Here is a 26,082-nt window from a genome sequence, read left to right as displayed (position 1 = left end):
CGATGGCCCTCTACCGCGATCACGCCGTCGTGCTGCGATCGTGGAAGCTCGGCGAGGCCGACCGGATCATCAGCCTCCACACCCACGACCACGGCAAGGTCCGCGGCGTCGCGAAGGGCGTGCGCCGCACCAAGTCGAAGTTCGGCGCCCGGCTCGAGCCGCTCAGCCACGTGTCCGTGCAGCTCTATCGCGGGCGGGGCGACCTCGACACGATCACCCAGGTCGAGACCGTCGACCGGTTCGGGTCGCTGCGTGACGATCCGGACCGTTTCGCCCGCGCCGAGGCCGTGCTCGAGGCCGTCGACCAGGTCTCCCAGGACCGTGAACCTGACCGGGTGCTCCACGTCATGCTGGTGCGGGCCCTGCGCACGCTGAACGAGAAGGACTCGCCGCTCGTCGTGGCCGCGTTCTTCCTGAAGCTGCTGGCCCACGAGGGGCTCCAGCCCGAACTCCACCTCTGCGTCGACTGCGGATCGACCGATGGGTTGGAGTCGTTCGACTTCGACGACGGCGGCGTGCGCTGCCACGAGCACCGCCGCGGCCGGCCGATCACCCCCGGTGCCGTGGCGTTGATGCAGCGGATCCTCGGCGGCGGTCTCGCCGGGGTCCTCGACGAGCAGGTCGGCGCGGCCACGGGTGAGGTCGACATGCTGTCGACCGCGCTCCTCGAGCATCACCTGGAGCGGCGGCTGCGATCGGTCGCCGTCCTCGATCAGACGGCGACCTGATCCCGGGCGACGATCAGAACGCCGAGTTGGGGCACTCCACGCCGCCGAACTCCATGAACCCGGGCTCGCCCTCGGTCATCCCGAGGCCGTCGGCCAGGATGAGTTCGAGCGTGCCGTTCTGGAGGGCGTACTGGATCGCGGTGACCTCGAAGTCGTCCGAGTCGCCGAGCCGCTGACCGGTGTAGACGAGGAGGAAGTCGTTCGCACCGTTGGTGTCGATGTCGAGGCACTCGAAGCCGCTGAAGTTGCCGATGGACGCGCCCACCGTGAGCTCGGTCGGGCTGCCGTCGACCGTCACGTGCACGATCTCGCAGTCGATGACGTCGAACACACCGATGATCGTCGCGGCCGCGCCGGCCCCGATCTTGGCGAAGAACTCCTCGGTGCCGTCGCCGTTCAGGTCGACGCCGTCGTTGGCCTGCACGCCGCTGAGCAGGGCGCCCGGGTGGTCGACGGCGTAGGTCGCGCCCCCACCGCCGGTGAAGGAGACCTGGAGCCACCACTGGTTCGGGGTGTCCGGGTCACCGGTTGCGTAGGCATGGAGCGTGTCGATGTCGCCGTCGCCGTCCACGTCGGCCCCCGCGAGCGTGCTGTACTGCGCGTCGCCGGGGAGCGCACCACTGCCCGGGCACTGGCTGGCCACCGTCGTGGTCGTCGGCGCCGCGGTGGTCGTGGTGGTCGGCTCGGCGGTCGTCGTCGGCGCCTCGGTGGTCGTGGTTGTGGTCGTCGTCGTCGGCTCGGCCGTCGTCGTCGGTGCCTCGGTGGTCGTGGTGGTGGTCGTCGTTGTGGGCGCGGCCTCATCACTGTCGTCACCGCACGCCGCGGCGAGCAGCGCGAGGGAGGCGAGAAGGATGAGCGGGAGGCGAAGGTGTCTGGTCATGGTCTGTTCCGGTCGCGGGTTCCGGCTACTGCGAGATCGGGATCCAGGCGCCGGCGGCCTCGGACCACTCCATCCATTCGGCCAATTCGGGGTCCCATTGAATGTAGGTGTCGCGCGCGGCGTCCCATTGGGGTGCGTCGATGCCCGGCTGCGCCGGTGCGGGCGGGGCCGGATCGGGGGCCGGCGGGGGTGTGGGAGCCGGTGGGGGCGTGGGGGCCGGAGGCGCCGGTGGGGCGGGCTCCGGAGGGGCGGGCTCCGGCTCCAAGACGACCGTTTCGTCAGCGAAGGCCTCGGGTGCGGGCGGATCGACCGGCGGCCTCGGGGCGGGGGGCTCCGGCTCGCGGATGACCGTTTCGTCCGCGAAGGACCGGGGCGGCGGGGGATCGACCGGCGGACGCGGTGCGGGCGGCGCGCTCGCCGGCGGGGCGACGGGCGGGCCGGCGGCGGGCGGAGGCGGCGCGGCCGGGGAGGGAGCCGGCGGTGCGGTGGGTGGCGCAATGACGGGCGGCGCGGTGGGTGGCGTGGTGGTCGGTGCCGGCGGCGGCGGTGTGCTGGCCCCGAAGGGCGCGGCGACGGCGGTCGGCGCCGTGGCTGCGTCGCCGGTGAGGCCCGGGATCGGCAACGGATGGTCCACCCACATCTTGTCGATCACCACGGTGTTGGTCGCCATGTCGCCCACCCGGCGGTGTCCGGTGCTGGAGAGACCGGTGACGAGCGCAACCAGCGGGAAGCAGTAGGGGAAGCCGTCGGCCGCCCAGAGCAGGAGGCGGCCGAGTTGGGCGCCGAACCCCGCCTTGGCGAAGGTCTCCTGGTTCACGATCCGGAGCCCGACCATGGCCTTGCCCGGTGTGAAGCCGGTGATGGTCGGAAGGATCAGCTGGGTGACCAGGGCGAAGACGGCCGAGACGAGGAAGATCGTCGAGAAGTCGCCGAACTCGAGCAGGATGATGTCGGAGCCGGAGGTGATGCACAGCGCATCGACGTCCGGCGCGTTGTTGAGGATCGAACAGACGCTCTCCGCCTCGAAGCTCGACCGCATCGTCTCGGACGACGCAACGGCCGCTGTGGTGCCGATGGCGACCGCGGCATAGAGGACGAAGTCGATCAGGTACGCGACGATGCGCCGACCCACCACCGCGGTCGGATCCGCGGGCGGCGATGCGCCGGTGGCGGCGGTCGGGGGCAGGGGCGGCGGAGGACTCGACGTGGGAGAAATCACGGAATCCATGCTCGCACGCCGCCGCTAGCCTCTGGGCCATGCCTGAGCCGGATCCGCAGCTGTTCGACAAGATCGTGAACCTGTCCAAGCGACGGGGTTTCGTCTTCCAGTCGGCCGAGATCTACGGCGGCTTCCGTTCGACCTACGACTACGGCCCGCTGGGCGTGCTCCTGCTGCGCAACGTGAAGGACGCCTGGTGGCGTTCGATGGTCCAGCTGCGCCACGACGTCGTCGGGCTCGACGCGTCGATTCTGTCGCCACCCCAGGTCTGGCAGGCGTCGGGTCACCTGGCCAACTTCTCCGATCCGCTGGTCGACTGCACGGAGTGCAACGCCCGGCACCGACTCGACAAGCTCGACGATCCGGACCAGTGCCCGACGTGCGGCAATCGGGGCACGTTCACCGAGGCGCGTGATTTCAACCTGATGTTCAAGACCCAGGCCGGCCCGGTCGCGGAGACCGCAGCCGACGTCTACCTGCGCCCCGAGACCGCCCAGGGCATGTTCATAAACTTCGCGAACGTGCTGAACACGAGTCGCAAGAAGCCGCCGTTCGGCATCGCCCAGATCGGCAAGTCGTTCCGTAACGAGATCACGCCGGGCAACTTCGTGTTCCGCACCCGCGAGTTCGAGCAGATGGAGATGGAGTTCTTCGTCCCGCCCGACGAGTCGACCGAGTGGTACGAGTACTGGTGCCAGGAGCGGATGAACTGGTATCTCGACCTCGGGATGCCGAGCGACGCGATCCGGCTGCGGGCCCACGACGCCGACGAGCTGAGCCACTACTCGTCGGGCACGTCCGACGTGGAATACCTGTTCCCGTGGGGTTGGGACGAACTCGAGGGCATCGCCAACCGGGGCGACTTCGATCTCACCCAACATGCCGAGCACTCCGGCGAGAAGCTCGACTACTTCGACCAGGCCTCGGGCGAGCGCTACACGCCCCACGTGATCGAGCCGGCCGCCGGTGCGACCCGCACGGCGATGGCGTTCCTCATGGCCGCCTACGACGAGGAGACGGTGAACGACGACACCCGCACCGTCCTGCGCCTCGACCCCCGCCTCGCGCCCTACAAGGTCGCGGTGCTGCCCCTGTCGAAGAAGGACACCCTCACGCCGACCGCCCACGAGGTGTTCGACGCCGTGAAGGGCCGCTGGATGGCGGACTACGACGAGACCCAGTCGATCGGCAAGCGCTACGCCCGTCAGGACGAGATCGGCACGCCCTACTGCGTGACGGTCGACTTCGACACGCTCGACGACCGAGCCGTCACCGTCCGCGAACGCGACACCCGCGAACAGGACCGCGTCAGCCTCGACCAGCTCGAGTCCTACCTCGCCGACCGCCTCCCCTAGAAGGCGGCCTCGCCGCACAGCGGGAAGAGGTCGGGTTGGCGTCGGGCGAGATCGAGCCGCAGTGCCCGTCCGAAGGCCTCCTCGGCCCGGTCGCGAAACGCGGGATCGGCGTCCATCTCCGCAGCCAGAGCGTCGACGACCTCGGCGATGTCGCGATCGTCCACGAAGAGCACGAGGTCGGCTCCGGCGCGTAGCGCCGCGACGGCGCGTGCGCCCGGCTCGGCGATGACGTCGATGGCGCCCCGCATCGTGGAGAGGTCGTCGGTGATCACGACGCCGTCGAATCCGAGTTCCTCACGCAGGAGGCCGGTCGTGATCGCGAACGACATCGACGCCGGGAGGTCCGGGTCCACGTCGTCCACGAAGATGTGGCCGGTCATCACCATCGGCGCGCCGGTGCCCTCGTAGGGGAGACGCCCCGTGGCCTCCCACAGCTCCCGCCCGCCGACGGCCGTGCTGGTGCGGCGATGGGGATCCTCGACCGTGGCGCCCTGGTTCGGGAAGTGCTTGAGCGTCGCGGCCACGCCGACCTCGCAATGGGCCTGGATCACCGCGTTGGCGAGCGCGGCGACGACGCCGGGGTCGTCGCCGAACGTCCGGCCGCTGCCGGCCATGAAGTGCGCCGGGTCGGTCACCACGTCGCCGACAGCCCCGAAGTTGACCGTGATGCCGAGGTCGAGGAGCTGCTGTGCGTAGGTCGCCGTCTGCTCCTGGAGGTCGAGCAGCACGTTGTAGGGCTCGCCGGTGATGTAGCGCTCCGTCCAGCGGGGCGGCGCCGGTGGTGAGGTCACGGGGACGCGCACGATGGCGCCGAGCTCCGCGTCCGTCGCGATGAAGCTGGCCGCCGCGCATTCCTGGCGGTGCCACGCGGCGTCGAGGTCGGCGACTGCGGCGGTGAAGGCATCGACGTCGTCCTCCGGGGCCCAGTTGCGGTTCGTCTCGGTCAGGAACACGCCGCCGACGCAAACGGAGCCGACGGTGTCCTGGAGCCGGGTGGCGAGCTGCGACCCGGTGAGACCGGTGACGACGAGCCGGTAGGCGAGTCCGCGATCCGTCTCGGCCGCCGCCTGCCGATCGATGGCGTCGATGAAGGCGACCCGTGGATCGAGCGTCGTCGTGGTTGTGGTCGTCGTGGTGGTCGTGGTCGAGGTGGTGGTCGACGTGCTCGAGGTGGAGGTCGACGAGGTGGTCACGGGCGCGCCGCTGTCGGCGTCGCCGCCCGAGCCGGTGAGGGAGATGACGAGGGCGATCGCGACGAGGCCACCGAGGCCGAGAAGGAGCGTCTTCGGAGTGCGGGCCATGACCCGGGCATCATGGCATCCGGACGATCGGAGGCCCCGCCCGGGCGCCATGGGTGGCTGTCGGAGGGCACTGCTAGCTTGCGGATCAATGGGTATCCACGACGATGACATCGCGAAGGTCAGGTCCTCTGCTGACCTCGTGGCGCTCATCGGCGAACACACCGAGATCAAGCGGTCCGGTCGCCAGTGGATGGCTCGCTGTCCGATGCACGGCGAGCGCACGCCGTCGCTGTCGGTGAGCCCGGAGAAAGGGGTCTACTACTGCTTCGGTTGTCAGCGCAGCGGCGACGCGATCACCTTCGTGCAGGAGATGGACAATCTCGACTTCGCCGGCGCGGTCGAGTCGCTGGCCGGGCGCTACGGCATCCAGCTCCGCTACACGTCGAAGGACGAGGGCTCCCGGCGGGCCCGCAAGCGGACGTTGCTCGACGCGGTGGAGAAGGCCGTCGAGTTCTACCACCAGCGCCTGCTCACCGGAGCCGACGCGGGGGAGGCGCGCAGCTATCTGCGCTCGCGGGGCTACGACGGGGAGGTCGTGCGCACGTACCGGATCGGCTGGGCGCCCGACGACTGGGACCAGCTCGCCAAACACCTCCGGCTCTCGGCCGACGATCTCCGCGATGCCGGGCTCGGGTTCGTCAACAAGGCCGACCGTCAGCAGGACTTCTTCCGCGGCCGCGTGATGTTCCCGATCTCCGACGAGCGGGGTGACCCGGTCGGCTTCGGGGGGCGGATCCTGCCGGGCCACGAGGGTTCGAAGTACAAGAACACGACCACCGATGCCGTCGTCTACGACAAGAGCCGGGTGCTCTACGGACTCCACGCCCACCGCGAGGGCATCGTGAAGGCGGGCGAGGCGATCATCTGCGAGGGCTACACGGACGTGATCGGTTTCGCCGATGCCGGTATCCCGCGCGCGGTCGCCACCTGCGGCACCGCCATGACCGAGGAACACGTGAAGCTGCTCAAGCGGTTCTCGGCCGACCGGCTCGTGCTCGCGTTCGATGCCGACGCGGCGGGGCTCGCCGCCGCCGATCGGGTGTACGAATGGGAGCGCGAGCACGGTCTGGAGGTGCGGGTGGCGGACCTGCCGGCGGGCGTCGACCCGGCCGACCTCGCCCGTGAGGACCCGGTCGAGCTCCAGCGGGCGATCGACGAGGCCACACCGTTCCTGAGTTTCCGGCTCGAGCGGGTGCTGGCGGCCGGTGATCTGTCCACCGTCGAGGGCCGGGCCCGCACGGCCGAGGCCGCCCTCGACGTGATCGCCGAGCATCCGGATCCGCTCGTGCGCGACGCCTATCTGCTCGACGTCGCCGACCGCTGCCGCGTCGACCTCGCCCGGCTCCGCGAGCTGGCTGCGGCACCGCGCGCCCGCACGCCGGAACGCGAGACCGTGCCGCCCCGTCGTCGCGACGAGCCGCCGGCTCCGACCGATGGACCGCGGGAGGTCGCCAACCAACCCGACGATCACTACTTCGACGAGGGGATGGTCGCCGCCGACGTCCTGATCGACGCCGAGAACCATGCCGTCGCCGCGGAGGACGAGGCGCTGCGGCTCGCGATCCACCGGCCCGACGACGCCGCCCGACTCCACCCGAAGCTGTTCGGCGACGCCACCCGTCAGGAGGCGCTGACGGCGCTGCGCAGCGGCGGACTGCTCGGGGCCGGTGACCGCGCCGGTGAGCGGGCGGCCGCGTTGTTGCGGCGTCTCGCCGTCGATCCGTCCGACGCCGATCCGTCCGATGTGGTGGCCGGACTCGCCCGCAGCGCCGGCCGTCGCACCCTCGATGACCTGCGGCGGGTCCAGCGCGCGCTCGATTCGACCGATGAACAGAAACGGCACGCCGTGTCGTCGATCGGCCCCATCAAGCTGCTGATCGAGCGCCTCGACGAGAGCGATACGCGAGAAGAGGCGATCGAGCAGTTGCTACCGTGGCTCATCAACTACGAAGAGGGGAGGAGCGCATGACCGACACCGCACCGCAATTGCCCCTCCCGGATGATGCGGCCGTCCTGTTCGCCGCGCTGCTCGAGACCGGCAAGGTCTCCGGCCATCTCTCGCTCGATCAGCTCGTCCACACGCTCAAGGATGTCGAGTTCGACATGGAGCTGTTCGAGAAGATCCGGGCGGCGTGCGAAGCCGACGGGATCGTCATCGACGAGGACGAGTCCTCACCCGTTCCGCCCGAGATCACGGTCCCCGGCGCCGCCCCCGAACCCACCCAGGAGGAGTTGGATGCGGCGCCCGTGGACGAGGCCCGCGTGGCGCGCGCTGCGGAGTTCGCGGCGTCGATCGGTGACGATGTGGAGGAGCCGGAGCGACGCCGCCGCACCCCGCGTCAACGCGGCGACGGGGGCAGCAGCAGCGACCCGGTGCGGATGTATCTCAAGGAGATCGGCCAGGTCCCGCTCCTCGACGCCCGCCAGGAGGTGCGGATCGCCGCCCGGATCCGACGGGGGAGCGAGGGCGAGGAGGAGCTCGCCGAGCTCAGCGCCGCGGGCAAACTCGACTCGCTCGAGCCCGGCGAGCGGGCCCGCCTCAACCGGGTCGTGCGCGACGGCGAACGGGCCCGGGACGAGCTCACGAGAGCGAACCTGCGCCTCGTCGTCTCGATCGCGAAGCGCTACGTGGGGCGCGGGATGGTGCTCCTCGACCTCGTGCAGGAGGGCAACCTCGGCCTGATGCGGGCGGTCGAGAAGTTCGACCACACCAAGGGGTTCAAGTTCTCGACCTATGCCACGTGGTGGATCCGCCAGGCCATCACCCGGGCGATCGCCGATCAGGCCCGCACCATCCGCATCCCGGTCCACATGGTCGAAGCGATGAACCGGGTGAAGCGGATCCAGCGCCAGATGCACCAGGACCTCGAACGTGAACCCACGGTCGAGGAGCTCGCCGCCGAAGTCGACGAGCCGGTCGAGAAGATCCGCGAGATCCTTCGCATCGCTCTCGACCCGCTGTCGCTCGACTCGCCGGTCGGTGAGGAGGACGAGTCCAACCTCGGCGACTTCATCGAGGACCAGAACGCGATCGCTCCGATCGACGCGGCGGCCCGCAAGCTGCTCACGGCGGCGGTGGGTGAGGTGCTCCACGAGCTGAGCGAGCGCGAGCAGGAGGTCGTGCGCCTCCGGTTCGGCCTGGACGACGGCCGCCCCCGCACGCTGGAGGAGGTCGGCCGCCAGTTCGGTGTCACCCGCGAACGCATCCGCCAGATCGAGGCCAAGACGCTGGCGAAGCTGCGTCATCCCCACCGCAGCGACCGCCTCCGCGACTATCTCGAGAGCAGCTGATCCCCAGGGCTGCGTGTCACACCCCCTCCCTAACTTCGGGGCATGGGATACGGCGGCAAGCTCCGAGAACAGGAACTGGCTCGTGCGCTGCGGGCACGAGCCTGGACGCTCGCGGACATCGCCGCGGAGCTCGGCGTGTCGAAGAGCTCGGTCTCCGTCTGGGTCCGCGATGTCGATTTCGTGCCGAACCCACGCCGCACGGCCCGCAAGCGCGGCCCGAACAAGCTCCAACGGGCAAAGTCAGAGGAGATCGAGGCGTGCCGGGTGGCCGGCCTGGAGCGCTTCGCTCAGCTCACGGACGACGAGTTCTTCGCCGCGGGTCTCGGCCTCTACGCCGGCGATGGATCGAAGAAGGGCGGCTCGGTGAACTTCGCGAACTCGAATCCGGACTACATCCGCTTCTACTGCGCTTGGTTCAGACAGTTCTTCGACGTCGAGGAGGCGCGGCTACGGGTGCAGCTCTATCTCCATGCAGACCTCGATCTCGACTCCGCCAACGGGCATTGGTCGAGGGTGACTGGCATCCCGCTCGAGCAGTTCCACAAGCCCTATCGGGCAGTGGTCGACGAGACGAGGCGCCACAACCGCCACGTGTTCGGCTGCTGTCATGTGCGGTACGCGTGTACCCATACGTTGCGCCGGATTCTGGGGATGATGGATGGCCTCATGCTGCTACCCTCCTCCCCTGTCAGTCCGGGGTAGCTCAGCTGGCAGAGCAGGTCGCTGTTAACGATCTTGTCGTGGGTTCGATCCCCACCCCCGGAGCTCCAGAGGCAGGCCGCACCGCGTCACGGGCGGCCTGTTTCGCGTCCGGGGCCGGGCGAGGTCGTAGGGTTCTGGCGGGCTCGTAGCTCAGTGGTCAGAGCAGAGGACTCATAATCCTTCGGTCGTGGGTTCGATCCCCACCGAGCCCACCACGGTGGCCAGGGAAAACGTCGGCGAAACGTCGGTACCGCTCGACCGGTCAGCCTCACGGTTGCTCAGGGATTGCTCAAGGGAGATGTGAATGGTGCGTCGCTCGGGTAGACCGGAGCGATGGGATTCGACGCGCGGGTGATCCAGGTCCTGGTCGCTTCCCCTGGGGATACGAAGTCCGGGCGCGACGCGGTCGAGGCAACTATCGGGTCATGGAACCGGGACCGTGCCGTTAACGAACGGGTGGTGCTTCTCCCGTTGCGGTGGGAGCAGGACAGCGTTCCTACGCTCGACGATGGCGGAGCGCAGGCAGTCATCAACCGGCAGCTGGTCGATGGCTGCGATGTCGTTGTCGCTCTGTTCCACGCTCGGCTCGGGTCACCGACGGGCCGAGCGGATTCGGGAACAGCGGAGGAGATCGAGAGGGCGCGAGATCGCGGTATCCCAGTCCACGTCTACTTCTCAGAGATGCCTATCTCCCGGGAGGATCTCGAGCCCGATGAGATCGCCCGTCTGGTCGCCTACAAGGAGCAACTCCAAGCCGGCGGCCTCCTCGGCAGCTATGCGTCGCTCGATGACCTGAGGGCGAAGGTGCGGACCGCGCTTGAGGCGGACATCGCGGAGCTGGCCAAGGTCACGCCGCCAAGCGAGGGTGCAGTCGGAGGCGTCTCATCTTCGGTGGCGTCTCCTCCCGAGCACGGGCGCCCTCTGGTACGCGGCCGCTATCGCCAACGAAGCGGCCGGGGCGGCGACGTCCTCACGCTTGAAAACATCGGCGCTCTTGCGGCTGTAGGCGTCGACGTCGCCGTCGAGCCGGTGGGCGATGGACGGGCGCCGCAGGTGCTACTCGACGAACCGTTGGAAGTCATCCCGCCGGGGGAGTCGGTGAGTGTCCTCATCGCCGTGACGATGGGAACGGCCAGCCAGTGGAAGCTGCGCGTGACGTTCTCCGACGAGGAAGGGCGGACCTACGAGGAGGTCCACACGCTGACACCCTTCTGATCTGGAGACGGGCAGGGCAGCGGTCGCCTCGGTCGCGAGGGCCCCGCCCACGGTCTTCGCTGCCGCCTCGTCGCGGCCGGCATCCGAGTGCCCATAGACCGACGGGTTGAACCCCCGCCAGGTCGGCTCGCTCGCCGAAGGCACCACCGAGGAGCGGCCTGAACGGGCGGCGCCGCACTTGTACCGAGGGGCGGCACAACGCTCGCCGTCCGTGTTCGGTGCCTTTCAGGATGGGAGATGCTGGGTGAGCGCATCCCGAACGGTGGTCCAGTCCGGCTCGCGCTTCTCGGGTCGACTCATCTTGCGCATCAGCCAACCAGGCTTGTCGGAATAGCCGATTGTCCCGTCCTCAAGAATAAATGCCGACATCCGGTCCGCATAGGTCTGCTCCTGGTAGGTGATCCCGCTCGTCTCGACACGCTTCGAGGTGTACCTGTCGATGGGATATCCCCGCACCTTCCGCCGGCGATCAACTCCGAGAAGCACGTGCCGCCAGGGGCGGCCGAAGGCGCCATGACTGTAGGCCTTCCCGACCCTTCGCTCTGCCTTGGATCGACGCCTGTAGTCGAGGCGCTTGTCGCCGGTCGGCGTCAACCCCAGATCCACGTCGGCTTTGGGGATGAGGAGCTTCTCAGCTCCCGGCCAGCCGGCATCAGCGAGTTGGCTGAGCAGCTTCTTAGCGTCCGCCTTCGCATCCGCCTGACGCTGTCCCTCCTTCCTGTCACGCGCCTCCCTCTCCCGCTTCGCCTTTGCCTTCGCGATCGCAGCCTCAGCCTTCTTTGCCCCCCCTCTGTTGCGCTTCGCGTACTCCATCTCTTCGACGCAAACGCCGCAATGCCGCTTCGTCGGATACAACCTTGAGTGCGACGGCTCACCGCAGACCCGTTCGCCACACTTCGCGCAGGTCGCGATGGAGTCGGTGCCGCAGATGTGGCAGGGCGGGGTCAAACCACCATGACCTCCTTCCTGGAATCTCGTCATGCAAGGCTCCATCCGGCTGTGTGTCACCGGCATCATTCCTCCGCGGATACGTGGATCTGGAACCATCTCGTTCCACTGCACCTCCCGGGTCGGGGCGACGCACTGGAAGTAGCCGTTCGAGATCCGAGTTGCCCTATCGGAGGCTGTTCCGCAGATTGGACAAGGCATAGAAGAACAGTAGCGTCGCGCCGCTGCGCTCTGCCGTTCGACCTGGGTCAGGCGTTGCCCCCTGGCCCGATCGACCGTGAACTACTACCGTCGCCGACATGCGAGCGCTCGGCGCCTTCGGCATCGCCGCTGTCATCTTCTTTGCCTTGTGGATGGGCATCGCGGCGGGAGCGATCGCCCTCGCAGAATCCGCCAGTCCCGCCGACGGTGAATCAAGGCCGTGGGGATTCCTGATCCTGCTTGTCGGCCTCTTCGGTGGACTCGTGCCCGCCTGGGGTATCTCAGCGACGGCCTACGAGGTACTCGATGACTGGTTCCACTCGGGATCGACAGGCTCAACTGTCGCCGCCGCAGGGTCCTCGCTGGTGGGCATCGCGATGATCGCTCTGGTCGTTGTCTCGATCATCATGGTCGCGATCTTCTTGACGATCGCCTGGGCTGTCGTCTCCGGCCTCGTCCTCGTCGGTGTCTTTGGTCTGATCTTCGGCCGGGGATGAGGACCCGCAGCTAGGCGCAGCAGAGTCGAAGCGGCCGGCACAGGACGCCGTGGGACTCGCGGTTCAACGCTTCTCGGCGGAACCCCTCACTTCGTCCGCGGCGTAGCGGGTGGAGTTAGACACCATCTTCGCGACGACGGCGGTGTTCAAGTCGACACCCAACTGGTCTGCCAACCCAGCCAGGTAGATCGTGACATCGGCGAGCTCTTGAGCCACGGGACTCTCCGGTCCGAGGTCCGCGTCTCGAATCTCCGCGTCGGTCTTCCACTGCAGCTCGGCCGCGAGTTCCCCGACCTCTCCCACAGGAGCAAGCGGCAGGTTGCGCGGCGTGTGGAACTGGTCCAGTCCCGTTCGACGGCGAGCTCCAGGGAGCCCGGGGGAACCTCCCAACGCACCGACGAGATGGCGGGTGTTCCAGAGTCGGCATCACCCCTTGTCGCGTTCCGCGCGGCACCATCCCTGCTGAGAGCGCCGGGCATAGCACCTTCGAGTAGCGATCGAAGTTCCGCTCAGCGGGGCGCCGCCATGCCAATGCCAACGGCCCGCTAGTCCGAGTTGGCGAACGGACTGAGTAGCTCGGCCTCGCTAGCACCGATATAGACGTCTGGAACTGGTGGCCACGCCTGTGAGTCGTCGACGATCGCATCAATTACCTGAGCATCGACGCCAGCGCTGTACCGCTCGAGCGTCTCCAACTCGGTGGAAGAGAGACTGTCCACTTCCTCGCTGGTAGCGCAGGCTGAGTTCGCGGAGCTCGGCGTCGAATCCGGAGGGAACGCAAGGTAGTCCGTTGGTCGACATGGAGCTCGCCCAAAACGCCGGTAAGGAAGTAGTCCTCCCGAGGGGGCTCGTCAGTTTCGAAGTCGGGCTCAGCTTCGCTCAGCTGTCGCTCCGCTTGAGCCTCGCACGTGGAAGACAGCCGGCTGGCGCTCGTGGGATCAATTCTACAACCCGCCGCTCCGCCAGCAGCGGCGGGGAAAAACGGCGACCGTTCGTGTGGCCTCACAGGTTGAACCTAGGTCGGGAGCCGAACCCCTGCTAGCGAAGGAACCTGCGCGATTCTTGCGAAAAAGATGTCAGGGGTGTCCTCCTCCCTAGGAGCCCCCACCGCCGGCATGCGCCCGGTTGGACAAACGTTGGACAACTGGAATCCCTCCCGGTTGCTCACTCGTTGCTCAACTCTGGTGAGACGCACTGGCTCCGAGAGGGTCGCCCTGCCCTCTCCGCTCTTGAAACCTCCGTGAAACGGCGCTACGTGGGATCGACCGAACCTATGTGAATCAGGACGGAAGGAACTTATGATCCTTCGGTCGTGGGTTCGATCCCCACCGAGCCCACAGTGACGCGTTTCCAGATTGCTTCCGAGGGCGCCGGATACCGGCTCTCCTTCGCCGGCGTCGTCCACCTCGACGACGTGATCGGCGGCTTCGACGGTCTTCGGGCCGAAGGACTGGACGCGGCCACGCCGTGGGTCATTCTCGACTTCGCCGAAGTGGCGAGCCTGGAACTCGACGTCGAGGAACAGCACCGAGTGCTCGTCCATGTGCGCGTGCTGTTCAACAAGGGCCGCGAGTTCCGCGTTGCGCTCGTCGCCCCGCCCGGACCCGTGCGGGCCAGGCTGGTCTCGACGATCCGCGTCCGTGATCTGCTCACCGGCCGCGATGTGAAGGACCTACCGGAGATCACCTATGTCGACTCCGTCGACGAGGCGCGCGAATGGATCGCGTCGCCGGGCGCCGACCCGGAGAACATGGACTGAGCGCCGGCTCAGCCCGCGGCCGCGGCGAAGCCCCTGTCGAGGTCGGCGATGATGTCGTCGATGCTCTCCAGGCCCACCGAGAGCCGCACGAGGCCCGGGGTCACGCCCGTGGTCTCCTGCTCCTGGGGTGTCAGCTGCGAGTGCGTCGTGGCTGCCGGCTGGATCACCAGTGAGCGCACGTCACCGATGTTGGCGAGATGGCTGTGGAGCTCGAGCGCTTCGACGAATGCCTTGCCGGCTTCGAGACCGCCCTTGATCTCGAACGCGGGCACCGAGCCATAGCCGGCGCCGCCGGTGAGGGCCTGGGCGGTGTCGTACCACTTCGACGAGGGGAGCCCGGCGTAGGCGACCGACTCCACCTGATCGTGACCGTCGAGATACTCGGCCACCTTCTGGGCGTTGGCGAAGTGGCGCTCCATCCGCAGGCTCAACGTCTCGAGCCCCTGGAGCAGCAGGAACGCGTTGAACGGCGAGATCGCCGCCCCGATGTCGCGCAGGAGCTGCACGCGGGCCTTGATGATGTAGGACCCGGCGCCGAGGCCGGGCCAGTAGGCGAGGCCGTGGTAGCTCGGGTCGGGTTCGGTGAACATCGGGTGCTTGCCCGAGGCGCCGAAGTCGAACGTGCCGCCGTCCACGATGGCCCCGGCGATCGCGGTGCCGTGGCCGCCGATGAACTTGGTGGCGGAGTGCACCACGATGTCCGCACCGTGCTCGATCGGGCGGATGAGGAACGGCGTCGCCACGGTGTTGTCGACGATGAGCGGGACGGAGTGCGCATGGGCCAGGTCGGCCACCTTGCGGATGTCGACCACGTTGTTCAGCGGGTTGCCGATCGACTCGCAGTAGAACGCCTTGGTGTTCTCCTGCACGGCCGCGTTCCACTCGGCTTCGTCGTCGGGATCCTCGACGAAGGTGCAGGTGATGCCCATCTTCGGAAGCGTGTAGTGGAGGAGGTTGTAGGTGCCGCCGTAGAGCGCCGCGGCAGCGACGATGTGGTCGCCGTTCTCGGCCAGGTTCAGGATGGCGAGCGTCTCCGCGGCCTGACCCGATGCGGTGAGCAGTGCCCCGGGGATGCCGACGGCGGTGTCGGTGCCGCCCTCGAGGCTCTGGAGCCGGGCCTCGACCACGGCTTGGGTCGGGTTCATGATCCGGGTGTAGATGTTGCCGATCTCCGCGAGGGCGAAGAGGTTGGCGGCGTGCTCCGAGTCGCGGAAGGTGTACGCGGTCGTCTGATAGATCGGCACCGCCCGGGCGCCCGTCGTCGGATCCGGCTCCTGCCCGGCGTGGATCTGGCGGGTCTCGAATCCCCATTGGTCAGTCATGATGCCGATGCTCCTCGTCTGCGAAGGCCCGCACAGTCCCACAACGGGCGACGTGAACTCAAGCGGGGAGCCGTCAGATTCCGTTGAGCGTCGCGGCCGCGGCGTGCACGTCGCCGATCGACGAGAAGTCGACGGTCACGAACGTCGCCGCGGTGGAGTGGAACGTCTCGCACTCCTCGATCCGGTCGAGCAGGAACGGATTGTGGTTGACCTGCTCGGCGAGTTCCGGTGCACCGAAGACGTTCGTGAGGAAGTGGTTGAGGATGAACAGATCGTTTGTCGGCGAGCCGCGGTTGTCCGTGCACGAGAAGTCGCCGGGGACGCTGTTGGAGAAGTGCGTCTCGAACGCGTGCGTCCACACGTTCATCAACCACGGGCGGGCCGGGTCGGCGCTGTCGTCGGTCAGCACGATCAACCGGGTGTCCGCGTCGATCAGCTCACCGAGGGTGGGCCAGGCACCGCCCGCATGGACGTATGCCTCGTCCGTCAGGCCCGCGGCATCGAAGGCCGACTCGGTGAGCGGCCCGCTCAGATACGACTCGAGGATGAGGGTCACGACGGCCCCCGGCTCGGCGTCGAGGAAGGTCCGGATCTCGGCGAGCCCGTCGACGAGCGGCTGGGATCCCAGCGAGCAGAAGGAGTGACAGAGATAGGGCGTGTCGGGGTCGACCCCGGGCACCTGCACCTGTCCGATGCCGTTGAGATCACCGGCGCGGTAGGTGTCGAGCATGAGGCCGCGCACACCGGCCGCGAGCTGGGCGGGCACGTCGAGGTGGTGGTTGGGCCCGATCCAGCCGTCCGTCGAGTTCGACATGGCGTTGTGGGTCGTGACCGTGCGAACCGTGTCGTACGGGCGGGTGCACAGGGCGACATGGCCGTTGCAGCGCACGTCCGGCACCGGCTCGTGTTCGGTGACCCACGTGCCGCCGCCTTCGGCGAGCACGAGGACCGACTCGGCCCCGGCGGGAATGCTGTCCGCGGGGACCTCGATCACGAAAGGTGCCGCGGCGTCGTGGATCGCCGGCGCGCCGAGCCCGGCGGGGAACACCCACACCCGGTCAGCGACGAGATCCGTGGTGGTGATGGTGAACGTGACGGTCGCATCGGCGGCCACCCAATCGGCGCTGGACTCGATCGTCGGCACCGGATCGCCGGGGAGCGGCACGGGCCAGACGCAGCCGGTCGCGACCAGCGCGACCACCGTCAGGAGGGCGCGGCGTCTCACGCGCGGCCGGCGGCGTCGAGCTGCTTGACGAGGGTCTTCGGCGCGACGAGCCGGAACGACTCGGTGATGATCTCGCGCAGCTCGTCGAGGTCGACCCGGCCGACGTCGAGGCGCACCCCGACCCAGCCGCGATGGCCCACGTAGGGCGGCCGGAAGAAGCGATCGGGCTCCTGCTCGATCAACTCCTCCTGCACGCCGGGCGCGGCGCCGACCCAGATCCCGACGATGCCGTCACCGTGGTGATCGTCGACGCAACTGACGAAGACCTTCTTGTCGCGGATGAAGAACGTCGGCATGCCGTGGCTGATCCGCTCGTTGGTCTCGGGAAGGGCGAGCGCCAGGGCGCGCACGCTGTGGAACGGATCGGTGTCGAACGGATCAGTGTCGAACGGATCGGCCATGTCGCGACGGTACCCGCAGCACGGCCGCCACGGGTAGGGTGCGGTCCATGGACGAAGGCGACATCATCGACGACTTCGAGCTCCCCGACCAGCACGGAGCGTCGGTTCGGCTCAGCAGCCTCGTCGCCGACGGGCCGCTCGTGTTGTTCTTCTACCCGAAGGCCATGACCCCCGGTTGAACGAAGGAAAGCTGCCATTTCCGCGACCTGGCGTCGGAGTTCGGTGAACTCGGCGCCCAGCGAGTGGGAATCAGCGCCGATCCGGTGGATCGGCAGAAGGAATTCGACGACAAGAACAGCCTGGGTTTTCCGCTCCTGTCCGATGCCGACCGGGAGGTCGCCAAGGCGTTCGGCGTGAAGCGGCTCGGTCCGTTGCCCTCGAAGCGGGCAACGTTCGTGATCGACACGGACCGGCGGCTCGTGAAGTCGATCCGCAGCGAGACGGACATGATCAAGCACGCCGACGAGGCGTTGGACGCCCTCCGCTCGCTCTAGGGCTCGTCGAGAATCAGAGCTCGTCGAGCCAGGCGGGAGCCCGGTCGAGCAGGAACTCGCCGACCTGCTGGCAACGGTCCAGCACGTCGCACAGCACCTCCTGGCCGAGGTAGATCCGGGCCAGGGGGACCGTCACGCGCGCCACGATGCTGACGGCTCGTTCCGCCGCGTCGGTCACGGCGGCGAAGGAGTCGACCGCGCTGACCTCGAGCGGCAGTTCGGTGCCGCCGATCCCGGCGAGGTCCGTGGCCAACACCAGCAGATCCGGGCCGGCCGGCAGCGGCGGCAGCGCGAAGCCGATCGTGAACGGCAGGGTGATGTCGTCCGAAGGCTCACCGGTGTCGCCGATCTGCATCACCTCGTCCTCGAAGTGGATCAGCGAGCGCGGATCGACCTCGAGGGCGACATGCATGTCGAGCGGGCCGTCGCACGCCCGGTCGGGGTGGAGGTCGATCTCCCAGGTCTGTCGGTTCGTGTAGGTCTCGATGAAGTGACGTTCGTCGTGGACGTGGAAGCCGTGCTCGGCAACATGGTCCTTGAGGTCGGCGACGAAACCCTGGAGGTCGATCACGGCCATTGCGCCAAGGTTGCCACGATTCGACCCCGAATCGGCACCTCGAACCGTGCCGGGTCGCGTCGGGCGTGGTTCACTGCGTGTCGTGACAGCCGATGACGTGCTCGCCGTCCTCCACGAAACGGCCGATGCGGTCGTCGACGCATTCGCCGGATCGATCGACTGGGGACCGTCCGGCCTGAAGGCGGGCCAGTACGCGTCGGACCTCGTGGCCGACGCCGCCGTCCTCGCGGTGCTCGGCGCGGCCGGGCTGCGCGTGCTGAGCGAGGAGAGCGGTCTCGGCCCGGGTGACGGCCCGGTGGCCGTCGTGGACCCGCTCGACGGCTCGACGAACGCGTCGCTCGGACTGCCGTGGTTCGCCACGAGTCTGTGTGTGGTGGACGACGAGGGCCCGTGGGTCGCCGTCGTGCACAACCACGGCAACGGCGAGCGCTACGACGCGATCCGCAGCGGCGGGGCGCGCCGCGATGGCGTCGCGCTCGCTGATCGATCCGCCGACGCGGCCGGCCACGGGACGACCGTCGTCAACGGCGTCCCGCCCCACGGCATCGGATGGTTCCGCTGCATGGGGGCGGCGGCGCTGGATCTCTGTGCGGTCGCGGACGGCCGGTTCCGCGGCTATGTCGACTTCCACGGTGGGCTCGGCGTGTGGGACTACGCCGGCGCGCTCCTGATCTGCCGCGAGGCGGGCATCGAGGTGGTCGACGCGGAGGGACGCGAGCTGGTCGTGCTCGACCACGCGGCGCGACGCGCGCCGGTCGCTGCGCCGCCCTCGCTGTTGGACGAGCTCCTGGGGCTGCGGAAATCGGCGGGGTCGGCGCAGTAGCGTTGGCACCCGCGACCTGAGGAGGTCCCATGCGCCGCATCGCCATCGTGCTCGTCGTTCTTGCCGTCATCGCCGGAGCCTGTGGTGACGACGGGGCCGGGGACGCGACGCCCGACGACGCCACGACGACCACCACGACCGCGAACAGCGACGATGGCACCGGTGGCGACGACGGTCAGCCGTCCGGTCTGCCCGGCCTCGAGGACTACGAAGCGGTCGCCGCGACCCTGGAACAGCCGGACTTCGATCGTGACCTGCCGCCCCAACCCCCGGAGTCCCCGATCGGGGCCTACGGCTACTCGCGCTATGTGTACACGCAGGCCGGCGGCGAGGTCGTGCCGTCGCTGATCGAGGGGCCCCTCGGCTACCAGACCCGCTGTCAGGAAGAGGCGAAGGACTGCTCGTACCAGGAGCTGAAGGCGCTCTACGAGAGCGGTGACGAGGTTCCGGCCTATCTCGGCATGGACCGGGAGACGCTGGGCACGCTCGTCGAGCAGCTCGATGCGGTGAACGAAGCCATCCACAAGTACGAGGACCTCGACGACGCCTGCGCCGCCGGACTCTGGAAGAGCACCAACCAGATCGCCAACATGGGCATCCACATGATCGACGGTCTCGAGTCGCGGACCTTCGATCCGAGTCGGCCGCAGATGGTGCTCTTCGCGAGCGAGGACGGGCTCGGCCTCGGCGCCGGTGAGATCGGCGACTGTCGCAACGGAGAGTGGACCGGTGAGGACGGCTACGTGCCGGTCGGCGCGGTCTTCAACGTGTCGCTCACGCCCGATCACCCCGACGGTTTTGCGGGCCCGATCGACAACTGGCACATCCACTACAACACCTGCATTTCCCGCGCCGAGGAGGCGGGGCAGCTCGGCGTCGACAACGACGCCGTCGGAGAGGGAGGCCGAGCCGCGACGACAGCATCGGTTTGTCGGGAGCAGGGTGGTCAGTTCCTCCCGATCATCTCCAGCTGGATGATGCACGCCTACGTGGCCGACGGCTTCGAGGCCGAATCCGGCGTGTTCTCGATGTTCAACCCGTCGGTGTGGCCGCTGTCGGACCCGGACACGCTGCTCGACGAACGCACGTCGCAGATCGGCCCGGGGATCGAGTCCGCCCAGATCCTGAACTTCAGCTTCGGTGACGTCACGGTCGGCGTCGGCGAGACCGTCCGATTCGCCAACTCGGACTCCGTCCCGCACACGGTCACTGCCGGCTCGTTCATCGAGCCGAGCGGCGCATTCGACTCGGGCGTGCTCGGCACCGGACAGGCGTTCGAGGTCGCGTTCGATGCCCCGGGTCAGTACGAGCTTTTCTGTGTACTCCATCCCGAGATGACGGGCGTCGTCAACGTGGAGTGAGGGTGCGAATATCGCCCTGATTCCCGGCATCGACCCATCGACAAGGACGGGGGGCTGCGGTACCTTTCGCAGCACTCGGAAGGGGCGCAGATGGTCGCTCTCAAAGTCGGTGCGTTGCTCGTGTCGATGGGGTTGATGAGGGCGGGTTGCACGCTGGTGGACCCGGAGCCTCCCGTGGGCGAGCCGGTCCCCGACATCTCGCTGTCCTACGACCAGGTCGATCCGGTCAGCGGCGACCTGACGGTGACGGCGACCGGTGTCGAGATCGCCCCGACGGCGATCGACTTCCGGATCAATCTGGGGGCGTGGGTCACCGACGCGACCGCACCCTTCGAGCACATCTTCGACACGACGGCGCTGATCGACGGCGTTCACATGGTCAGCGCGCGGGCGTCCGTGGACGGCACCACGGTCGAACGCCGCGAGTTCGTCCTGACCCAGAATCGACCGAACTTCGTGATCGTGATGGTCGACGATCTCGACGAGACGACGATGCCGTTCTGGGACGCGCTACCCCAGACGAAGGCGCTGATCGCCGACGCCGGCATGAACTTCACGAACGCGTTCGCACCCGACCCCGTCTGTTGCCCTGCCCGCGCGTCGATCCTGACGGGGAACTATCCGCACAACACGGGCGTGTGGGACAACTCGCCTCCGGACGGCAGCTACATGGCGTTTCGTGACGCGGCCGAGCTCGACACCTTCGCCACGAGGCTCCAGGCGCAGGGCTATTCGACGTCCCTGATCGGCAAGTACCTGAACGGCTACGAGCTCAACCTGACCGACCTGCCCCCCGGATGGGACGACTGGTTCGGACTCGGCCTCAACGCCCTCAGCGGCTACTACTACCTGGCGAACGACAACGGCACGCTCGTCGCCCACGGTACCCAGCCCCAGCACTACGTGACCGATGTGCTGTTGGGTCATGCGCTCGACTATCTGGACGAGACGGAGGAGCGGGACAACCAGCGGTTCATGATGTTCCTGGCGGTCACCGCCCCGCACGCGCCGCTCGAACCCGCGCCGCGCCACGCCGCCCACCAGTGGGCGAGCGATCCGCTTCCGCTGCGGCCGAACTTCGACGAAGCGGACGTCTCCGACAAGCCGACGTGGATCCGCGACGGTCTCGACCAATACGACGCGGTCGAACTGGCCGCGTTCGACACCGAGTACCAGAACCGGATGGGTTCGCTGCTCGCCGTCGACGAAGCGGTCGCCGCGGTGGTCGCGAAGCTCCAGGCGAACGACGAACTCGACAACACGGTTCTGATCTTCCTCAGCGACAACGGATACAACCTCGGCTCCCACCGCATACCCCAGAAGCAGGCGCCGTACGAGGAGTCGATCCGGATTCCTCTCGCGATCGCCGGCCCGGGCGTGCCGGTCGCGGTCGACGACCGTTTCGTGAGCCACGTCGACATCGCCCCGACGCTGCTCGACCTCGCGCTTGCGCCGTACGACGACCTCGACGGCGAGTCCCTCGTGCCGCTGTTCACCGGATCACCGACTTGGCGGACCGATCAGCTGCTCGAGTTCCGTGGGACCCACGGGCCGGGGACTGATCTGCACACGCTCGCCGACGTACAGAACGCGATCGAGCAGGAGATCACGATCCGGGTGCCCACCTACCGGGCGCTGCGCACCGCCGACTGGCTGTACGTCGAGTGGTACGGCGGCGAGGTCCACGAGTACGAGCTCTACGACATGGCCTTGGATCCGTTCCAGCTCGACAATCTCCTCGCGACGCCGCAGGGGGTCATCGACCACGCCGCCACGACCGCGGTCCTCCAGGCGAGACTGGAAGAACTCGCGGCGTGTGTCGGACCCACCTGTCACGCGTAGGCACCCGGGTTAGGGTCCGCCCATGACCGGATCGACCCCCGTGCGACGATCGCTCTTTCGGGCGTTCGGACTTCTGCCCCGCCCGTTTCGCCGCACGCTGATCCGGGCGCTACGACCCTCGTGGACCGCCGGTGCGGTGGCGGTCCTCCAGCGCGACGACGGCCGGTTCCTCTTCGTGAAGCCCGTCTATCGCGAGGGGTGGACGCTGCCGGGCGGTCTGGTCGACCGCGGCGAGGATCCCGGCACGGCCGTCATCCGGGAGATGGGGGAGGAGGTCGGCGCCACCGTCCGCCTCGTCGGCGAGCCGATGGTCATCATCGATTCGACCTACCGGCGGCTGGAGACCGCGTACCGCGTCGAGCTCGACGGGGCCGTCGACCCCGACTCGTTGGTCGTCACCACGCCGGAGCTCGACGGGATCGCCTGGCACGGCGCGGACGATCTGCCGGATCTCGAACCGGAGACGAGCTTTCTCCTCGACCTGGTGCACCGAGCGGATGAGGGTGACTCGCGGGTGAGGGTCTGGCGCGACCGCAACAGGTGAAGCCCGGGCGGTACCGTCACCGCCCATGAGGCACTGGCTCGTCGCGTTCGCCCTTCTCGCCGCGGGCCTGGCCCTGGCACCACCCGCGAGCGCCGGATCCGTCGACGGCTACGAGCCCGGACCGTGCATCGTGAACGCGGTCGGTCCGCACAGCTTCGTCGACGTCGCGCCGGGCGAGTTCTACTCGAACGCCGTCGGGTGGGCGGCGCTCAACGACATCACCGAGGGCACGGACCCGACGCACTTCTCACCGGCGGCGGTGGTGAGCCGGGCCCAGTTCGCGACCTTCCTGTGGCGCATGGTCTGCGAACCGGGCGCCGCCGGGCTCGCGCCCTTCGTCGACATCCTGCGCCCGTCCTTCTACGCCGCCGCGGTGGATTGGCTGTGGGATGCGGGCCACACGACGGGACGCACCACGACGACCTATGTGCCCGACGGCGATCTCACCCGCGCCGAGTTCGCGACGTTCCTCTTCCGGCTGGCCGGCGAGCCCGGCGGCGCCCCGCCGAGCGGCTTCGTCGACGTGGTCGCCGACTCGTTCTACGAGGACGCGGTCGACTGGTTGAAGTGGCGGGCGCTCACGACGGGCACGAGCCCGACGACGTTCGAGCCGAACCGATCGATCACCCGGGCCGAGGCGGTCACCTTCCTGTACCGCCTCAACCTGAAGGCCGACGGGATCATCGATCCGGCTGATCTCGACCTCGGGTTCGACACGGTGCTGTCCGGCCTCTCATCGCCGGTTGCCGCGGCGGTGCACCCCGTCGACGGGTCGATCTTCATCGCCGAGCAGGGCGGACGCCTGCTACGGGTCCCTGCGACCGGCGCCGGTGATCCCGACTGGGGCGCCGGGGCGACCGAGGTGTGGTCGATCCCGGCCGGCTACAGCCTCCCGGGATGCGGTGAGTGCGGGCTGCTCGGCGTGGCCGTGTCGCCCGACGGCGGCCACATCTACCTGTCGTTCACGGCGTCCGGCGGGAGCCAGGCGCATCGTTCGATCGTGCTCGAGTACGCGCTCGTCGGCGGTGTGCCCACGGGCGCGGCCGACGAGTTGTTCGACGTCGAGCAGCCGTACACGAACCACAACGGCGGACATCTCGCCTTCGGGCCGGACGACCTGCTCTACCTGTCGTTCGGCGACGGCGGATCGGGCGGCGACCCCGAGGAGAACGGCCAGGACCTCAACACGCTCCTCGGGAAGATCCTGCGCGTCGACCCGTCCGGCGGGCCCGGCTACACGAACCCGGAGTCCAACCCGTTCCACGGCGGCACGCCCGGCTACGACCAGATCTTCGCGGTCGGCGTGCGCAACCCGTGGAAGTTCTCGTTCGACACCGAGACCGGTGACCTGTGGGTGGCCGACGTCGGCCAGGACCGCCGCGAGGAGTTCACCCGCCTCGAAGCCCATCTCGGTGGCGGGCTGGGCGCGAATCTCGGCTGGGACACCTGGGAGGGCACGTATCACCACGAACCGTCCGACCCCCCGATCGCCGATCATGTCGGCCCCACCTACGAGTACACGACCAACGGCGACGAAGGTGGCTCGATCACCGGCGGCTTCGTCTACCGGGGCGACGACATCGTCGGGCTGAACGGCACCTACCTCTGGGCCGATTTCAAGGAGCCGGAACTGCGCGGGTTCAACGATGAGTTCAGCGGCGGCGCGATCTGGTTCGACGTCGACGTGCCGGGTGGGTCCGTCACGTCGTTCGTCCAGGATCTCCACGGCGAGGTCTACGCCATCTCCCGCGGCGGCTCGATCTCGAAGGTCGTGCCCGCTTAGCACCCCGACCTAGCATCCCGACGTGCGCAGCAGAGCCGACATGGAGCGGATCGTGCGTCGGCACGGGCGTCGGCAACTCGCTCGGGTCCAGGCCCGGCGTTCGCCAGCGCGGGCGCTGCGCTACGCGGCCCAACGGGATCCGACGCCGTTGCTCGACCGGGACCGTCGGCTGATGGTGCTGTGGACGCCCAAGGTCGCGTCGTCGACGCTCGCGATCTGGTTCTGGACGGTGACCGGCGTGCGGGCCGAGGCTCGAGCGTTCTCGCCGGATCCTCACCGTTACCGCCAGCGGGTCCACTATCCGTCGGCCGCGTTCGGTCGCGCCCTGGCCGATGATCTCCGCAGCTACACGGTGGTGAAGGTCGTGCGTGATCCCCACCGGCGGGCCGTCAGCTCGTATCGCCATGCCCTGCGCCAGGGCTACTACGACGCGACGATGGCCCGCCGACTCGGTCGGGCCGTCGACGAGCACGCCGGATACAGCTTCGCCGAGTACCTCGACCTGCTCGCCGACCTGAAACCTCGCGACGTCAACCCGCACGACCGGCTCCAGCGCCACCCCGTCGAGCGTCATCTCCGACCGACGCACCTGATCCGGCTCGGCGACGACGATCTGTTCGACGCGCTCGCCGCCGTCGACGCATCTCGGGGCTTCGGTCCGATCGGCCTGCGTGACGACGAGTGGGTCGCGCTCGTCGAGGGCCGCCGTTCCCCCGGGTCGGTGGCGCCGGGCTCCGGCCCCGATCAGCGGCACGGCGCCGCACAGGCCCGCGCCGGCGGCGAGTGGCCGGCGTCGGAGGAACTTCTGACACCGACGATGCGATCCCGCGTCGCCGAGCTCTACCGGTCCGACATCGAGGCGTACTTCCCGTAGCGCGTGTAGCTCATCATCATCCGGGGGCGCTCCGAGCAGTTCATCGCGATGTTGTGCATCAGCCACGGGTGCATCACGACGAGGTCGCCCGCGTCGCCGGTGAGTTCGACGACCCGGACGTCGACACCGTCGACCTCTGCCCCCTCCAACAGGTGCTCGGGCGACGCAGTCGAGTCGTTGAGCGCGGCGAACCACGGATGGCGTCGCAGCACCTTGCGGGCGTCCGCGCCGTGGCCGGCGTCGGCATCGGGCGATGCCTCGACGAGCCGGCGAACCAGCCGGTGGGAACCCTCGACCACCAGCGTGCCGCCGCCCCGTGGCGCCACCCGGTCGACGAACCCGAGGAACCGCACCGCACCCCAGGTGGCCGTCGGTCCCCGGGGCGGCAGATCGAAGTGCCAGGTCTGGTGGGGGAGGGTCCACGGTCCCGGCTCGGGAAGGCTCACGAGCGCCTGCGGACGGGTGCCGAGATCGCTCCACTGTCCGGCACCGATGAGCTGGTCGGCCAGACGGTCCAGTTCGGGGCGCAGGAACGGGTCGAAGGCGCCTGCCTTGCGGAGCGGTTGCAGCTTGTCGATCTTCGGGGGCCAGTCGGCGGGGCGGTCGGGCTCGATGCCCCGGCCGTGCAGGAAGGACCAGACGGCGTCCTGCATCGCGGCGACGCCCTCGGGATCCACGAAGCCGGCTAGCAGGACATGTCCGCGCTGCTCGAGCGCGGCGAGTTGCCCGTCGTCGAGCAC

Annotated in this window: 25 protein-coding genes and 2 tRNA genes; 17 read left to right on the top strand and 10 right to left on the bottom strand. The window is 68.5% G+C overall.

Annotated features, from left to right (window positions below):
* Positions 1 to 2: 2 nt before the first annotated feature.
* Positions 3 to 728 (top strand): DNA repair protein RecO, encoded by a 726-nt coding sequence (recO, locus tag R8F63_08650; protein MDW3218670.1) that lies wholly within the window; start codon positions 3 to 5, stop codon positions 726 to 728.
* A 13-nt stretch (positions 729 to 741) separates the two neighbouring features.
* Here the strand turns inward: recO and R8F63_08645 are convergent, their stop codons facing one another.
* Together R8F63_08645 and R8F63_08640 are read right to left on the bottom strand one after the other, a co-directional pair.
* Positions 742 to 1,608: a hypothetical protein gene (locus R8F63_08645; GenBank protein ID MDW3218669.1), complete on the bottom strand. Its 867-nt coding sequence runs from the start codon at positions 1,606 to 1,608 to the stop codon at positions 742 to 744.
* A 25-nt stretch (positions 1,609 to 1,633) separates the two neighbouring features.
* On the bottom strand, positions 1,634 to 2,827 hold the full coding sequence (locus R8F63_08640) for an RDD family protein (GenBank protein ID MDW3218668.1): 1,194 nt from the start codon (positions 2,825 to 2,827) through the stop codon (positions 1,634 to 1,636).
* Positions 2,828 to 2,865: 38 nt separating this feature from the next.
* Here R8F63_08640 and R8F63_08635 point away from each other — a divergent pair, with 38 nt between their 5' ends.
* Positions 2,866 to 4,182 carry a glycine--tRNA ligase gene (locus tag R8F63_08635; protein MDW3218667.1) on the top strand — a complete coding sequence of 439 codons (1,317 nt, stop codon included), beginning with the start codon at positions 2,866 to 2,868 and terminating at the stop codon, positions 4,180 to 4,182.
* Here R8F63_08635 and R8F63_08630 read toward each other — a convergent pair.
* On the bottom strand, positions 4,179 to 5,483 hold the full coding sequence (locus tag R8F63_08630) for a glycoside hydrolase family 3 N-terminal domain-containing protein (protein MDW3218666.1): 1,305 nt from the start codon (positions 5,481 to 5,483) through the stop codon (positions 4,179 to 4,181). The genes R8F63_08635 and R8F63_08630 overlap by 4 nt on opposite strands.
* A gap of 88 nt (positions 5,484 to 5,571) precedes the next feature.
* On the opposite strand from R8F63_08630, the gene dnaG reads away from it, so the two are divergent.
* The 6 genes from dnaG (at position 5,572) to R8F63_08600 (ending at position 10,691) form a co-directional block, all read left to right on the top strand.
* Positions 5,572 to 7,452, top strand: a complete 1,881-nt coding sequence (gene dnaG / locus R8F63_08625) for a DNA primase (protein MDW3218665.1) — start codon at positions 5,572 to 5,574, stop codon at positions 7,450 to 7,452.
* On the top strand, positions 7,449 to 8,774 hold the full coding sequence (rpoD, locus tag R8F63_08620; protein MDW3218664.1) for an RNA polymerase sigma factor RpoD: 1,326 nt from the start codon (positions 7,449 to 7,451) through the stop codon (positions 8,772 to 8,774). The genes dnaG and rpoD overlap by 4 nt, the downstream gene beginning before the upstream one ends.
* Before the next feature lie 42 nt (positions 8,775 to 8,816).
* Complete coding sequence (locus tag R8F63_08615; GenBank protein MDW3218663.1) at positions 8,817 to 9,476, top strand: helix-turn-helix domain-containing protein; 660 nt, start codon at positions 8,817 to 8,819, stop codon at positions 9,474 to 9,476.
* Positions 9,467 to 9,539 (top strand) — tRNA-Asn (locus R8F63_08610). Before R8F63_08615 ends, R8F63_08610 begins: the two co-directional genes overlap by 10 nt.
* 76 nt (positions 9,540 to 9,615) lie before the next feature.
* A tRNA-Ile gene (locus tag R8F63_08605) sits at positions 9,616 to 9,691 on the top strand.
* Positions 9,692 to 9,809: 118 nt separating this feature from the next.
* On the top strand, positions 9,810 to 10,691 hold the full coding sequence (locus R8F63_08600; protein ID MDW3218662.1) for a hypothetical protein: 882 nt from the start codon (positions 9,810 to 9,812) through the stop codon (positions 10,689 to 10,691).
* 225 nt (positions 10,692 to 10,916) lie between these two features.
* Here the strand turns inward: R8F63_08600 and R8F63_08595 are convergent, their stop codons facing one another.
* On the bottom strand, positions 10,917 to 11,504 hold the full coding sequence (locus R8F63_08595) for a hypothetical protein (GenBank protein MDW3218661.1): 588 nt from the start codon (positions 11,502 to 11,504) through the stop codon (positions 10,917 to 10,919).
* Positions 11,505 to 11,938: 434 nt separating this feature from the next.
* Here R8F63_08595 and R8F63_08590 point away from each other — a divergent pair, with 434 nt between their 5' ends.
* On the top strand, positions 11,939 to 12,337 hold the full coding sequence (locus R8F63_08590; GenBank protein MDW3218660.1) for a hypothetical protein: 399 nt from the start codon (positions 11,939 to 11,941) through the stop codon (positions 12,335 to 12,337).
* A 63-nt stretch (positions 12,338 to 12,400) separates the two neighbouring features.
* On the opposite strand, the gene R8F63_08585 is transcribed toward R8F63_08590, so the two are convergent.
* Entirely contained in the window at positions 12,401 to 12,640 is a 240-nt protein-coding gene (locus R8F63_08585; GenBank protein ID MDW3218659.1) for a MazG-like family protein, read from the bottom strand.
* A gap of 1,009 nt (positions 12,641 to 13,649) precedes the next feature.
* On the opposite strand from R8F63_08585, the gene R8F63_08580 reads away from it, so the two are divergent.
* The gene (locus R8F63_08580) at positions 13,650 to 14,096 is read left to right on the top strand and encodes a hypothetical protein (protein ID MDW3218658.1); all 447 of its coding nucleotides are present in this window, start codon (positions 13,650 to 13,652) and stop codon (positions 14,094 to 14,096) included.
* An 8-nt stretch (positions 14,097 to 14,104) separates the two neighbouring features.
* Here the strand turns inward: R8F63_08580 and R8F63_08575 are convergent, their stop codons facing one another.
* From R8F63_08575 to R8F63_08565, 3 genes are all read right to left on the bottom strand, one after another.
* Positions 14,105 to 15,418, bottom strand: coding sequence for a bifunctional o-acetylhomoserine/o-acetylserine sulfhydrylase (locus R8F63_08575; protein ID MDW3218657.1), 1,314 nt, complete (start codon positions 15,416 to 15,418; stop codon positions 14,105 to 14,107).
* Between the two features lie 73 nt (positions 15,419 to 15,491).
* On the bottom strand, positions 15,492 to 16,643 hold the full coding sequence (locus R8F63_08570) for a hypothetical protein (GenBank protein MDW3218656.1): 1,152 nt from the start codon (positions 16,641 to 16,643) through the stop codon (positions 15,492 to 15,494).
* Positions 16,640 to 17,044 carry an MmcQ/YjbR family DNA-binding protein gene (locus tag R8F63_08565; protein ID MDW3218655.1) on the bottom strand — a complete coding sequence of 135 codons (405 nt, stop codon included), beginning with the start codon at positions 17,042 to 17,044 and terminating at the stop codon, positions 16,640 to 16,642. Before R8F63_08565 ends, R8F63_08570 begins: the two co-directional genes overlap by 4 nt.
* A gap of 47 nt (positions 17,045 to 17,091) precedes the next feature.
* Between R8F63_08565 and R8F63_08560 the strand changes: the two genes are divergently transcribed.
* Positions 17,092 to 17,538 carry a peroxiredoxin gene (locus R8F63_08560; protein ID MDW3218654.1) on the top strand — a complete coding sequence of 149 codons (447 nt, stop codon included), beginning with the start codon at positions 17,092 to 17,094 and terminating at the stop codon, positions 17,536 to 17,538.
* A 13-nt stretch (positions 17,539 to 17,551) separates the two neighbouring features.
* Here the strand turns inward: R8F63_08560 and R8F63_08555 are convergent, their stop codons facing one another.
* The gene (locus R8F63_08555) at positions 17,552 to 18,115 is read right to left on the bottom strand and encodes a hypothetical protein (protein MDW3218653.1); all 564 of its coding nucleotides are present in this window, start codon (positions 18,113 to 18,115) and stop codon (positions 17,552 to 17,554) included.
* Between the two features lie 82 nt (positions 18,116 to 18,197).
* Between R8F63_08555 and R8F63_08550 the strand changes: the two genes are divergently transcribed.
* From R8F63_08550 to R8F63_08525, 6 genes are all read left to right on the top strand, one after another.
* Positions 18,198 to 18,938 (top strand): inositol monophosphatase family protein, encoded by a 741-nt coding sequence (locus R8F63_08550; protein MDW3218652.1) that lies wholly within the window; start codon positions 18,198 to 18,200, stop codon positions 18,936 to 18,938.
* 29 nt (positions 18,939 to 18,967) lie between these two features.
* Positions 18,968 to 20,299 (top strand): plastocyanin/azurin family copper-binding protein, encoded by a 1,332-nt coding sequence (locus R8F63_08545; GenBank protein MDW3218651.1) that lies wholly within the window; start codon positions 18,968 to 18,970, stop codon positions 20,297 to 20,299.
* Positions 20,300 to 20,389: 90 nt separating this feature from the next.
* Positions 20,390 to 22,141 (top strand): sulfatase-like hydrolase/transferase, encoded by a 1,752-nt coding sequence (locus tag R8F63_08540; protein MDW3218650.1) that lies wholly within the window; start codon positions 20,390 to 20,392, stop codon positions 22,139 to 22,141.
* A gap of 22 nt (positions 22,142 to 22,163) precedes the next feature.
* The gene (locus R8F63_08535; GenBank protein ID MDW3218649.1) at positions 22,164 to 22,685 is read left to right on the top strand and encodes an NUDIX hydrolase; all 522 of its coding nucleotides are present in this window, start codon (positions 22,164 to 22,166) and stop codon (positions 22,683 to 22,685) included.
* 25 nt (positions 22,686 to 22,710) lie between these two features.
* On the top strand, positions 22,711 to 24,468 hold the full coding sequence (locus R8F63_08530) for a PQQ-dependent sugar dehydrogenase (GenBank protein MDW3218648.1): 1,758 nt from the start codon (positions 22,711 to 22,713) through the stop codon (positions 24,466 to 24,468).
* 22 nt (positions 24,469 to 24,490) lie between these two features.
* Positions 24,491 to 25,342, top strand: coding sequence for a hypothetical protein (locus R8F63_08525; protein ID MDW3218647.1), 852 nt, complete (start codon positions 24,491 to 24,493; stop codon positions 25,340 to 25,342).
* Here the strand turns inward: R8F63_08525 and R8F63_08520 are convergent.
* Entirely contained in the window at positions 25,309 to 26,082 is a 774-nt protein-coding gene (locus R8F63_08520; protein MDW3218646.1) for a phytanoyl-CoA dioxygenase family protein, read from the bottom strand. The two genes, R8F63_08525 and R8F63_08520, sit on opposite strands and share 34 nt — an antisense overlap.

The sequence above is a fragment of the Acidimicrobiales bacterium genome, from assembly GCA_033344915.1.
Lineage (GTDB): Bacteria > Actinomycetota > Acidimicrobiia > Acidimicrobiales > Aldehydirespiratoraceae > JAJRXC01.
Note: the sequence above shows the minus strand (reverse complement) of the source record. Positions and strands in the feature narration are given on the sequence as shown.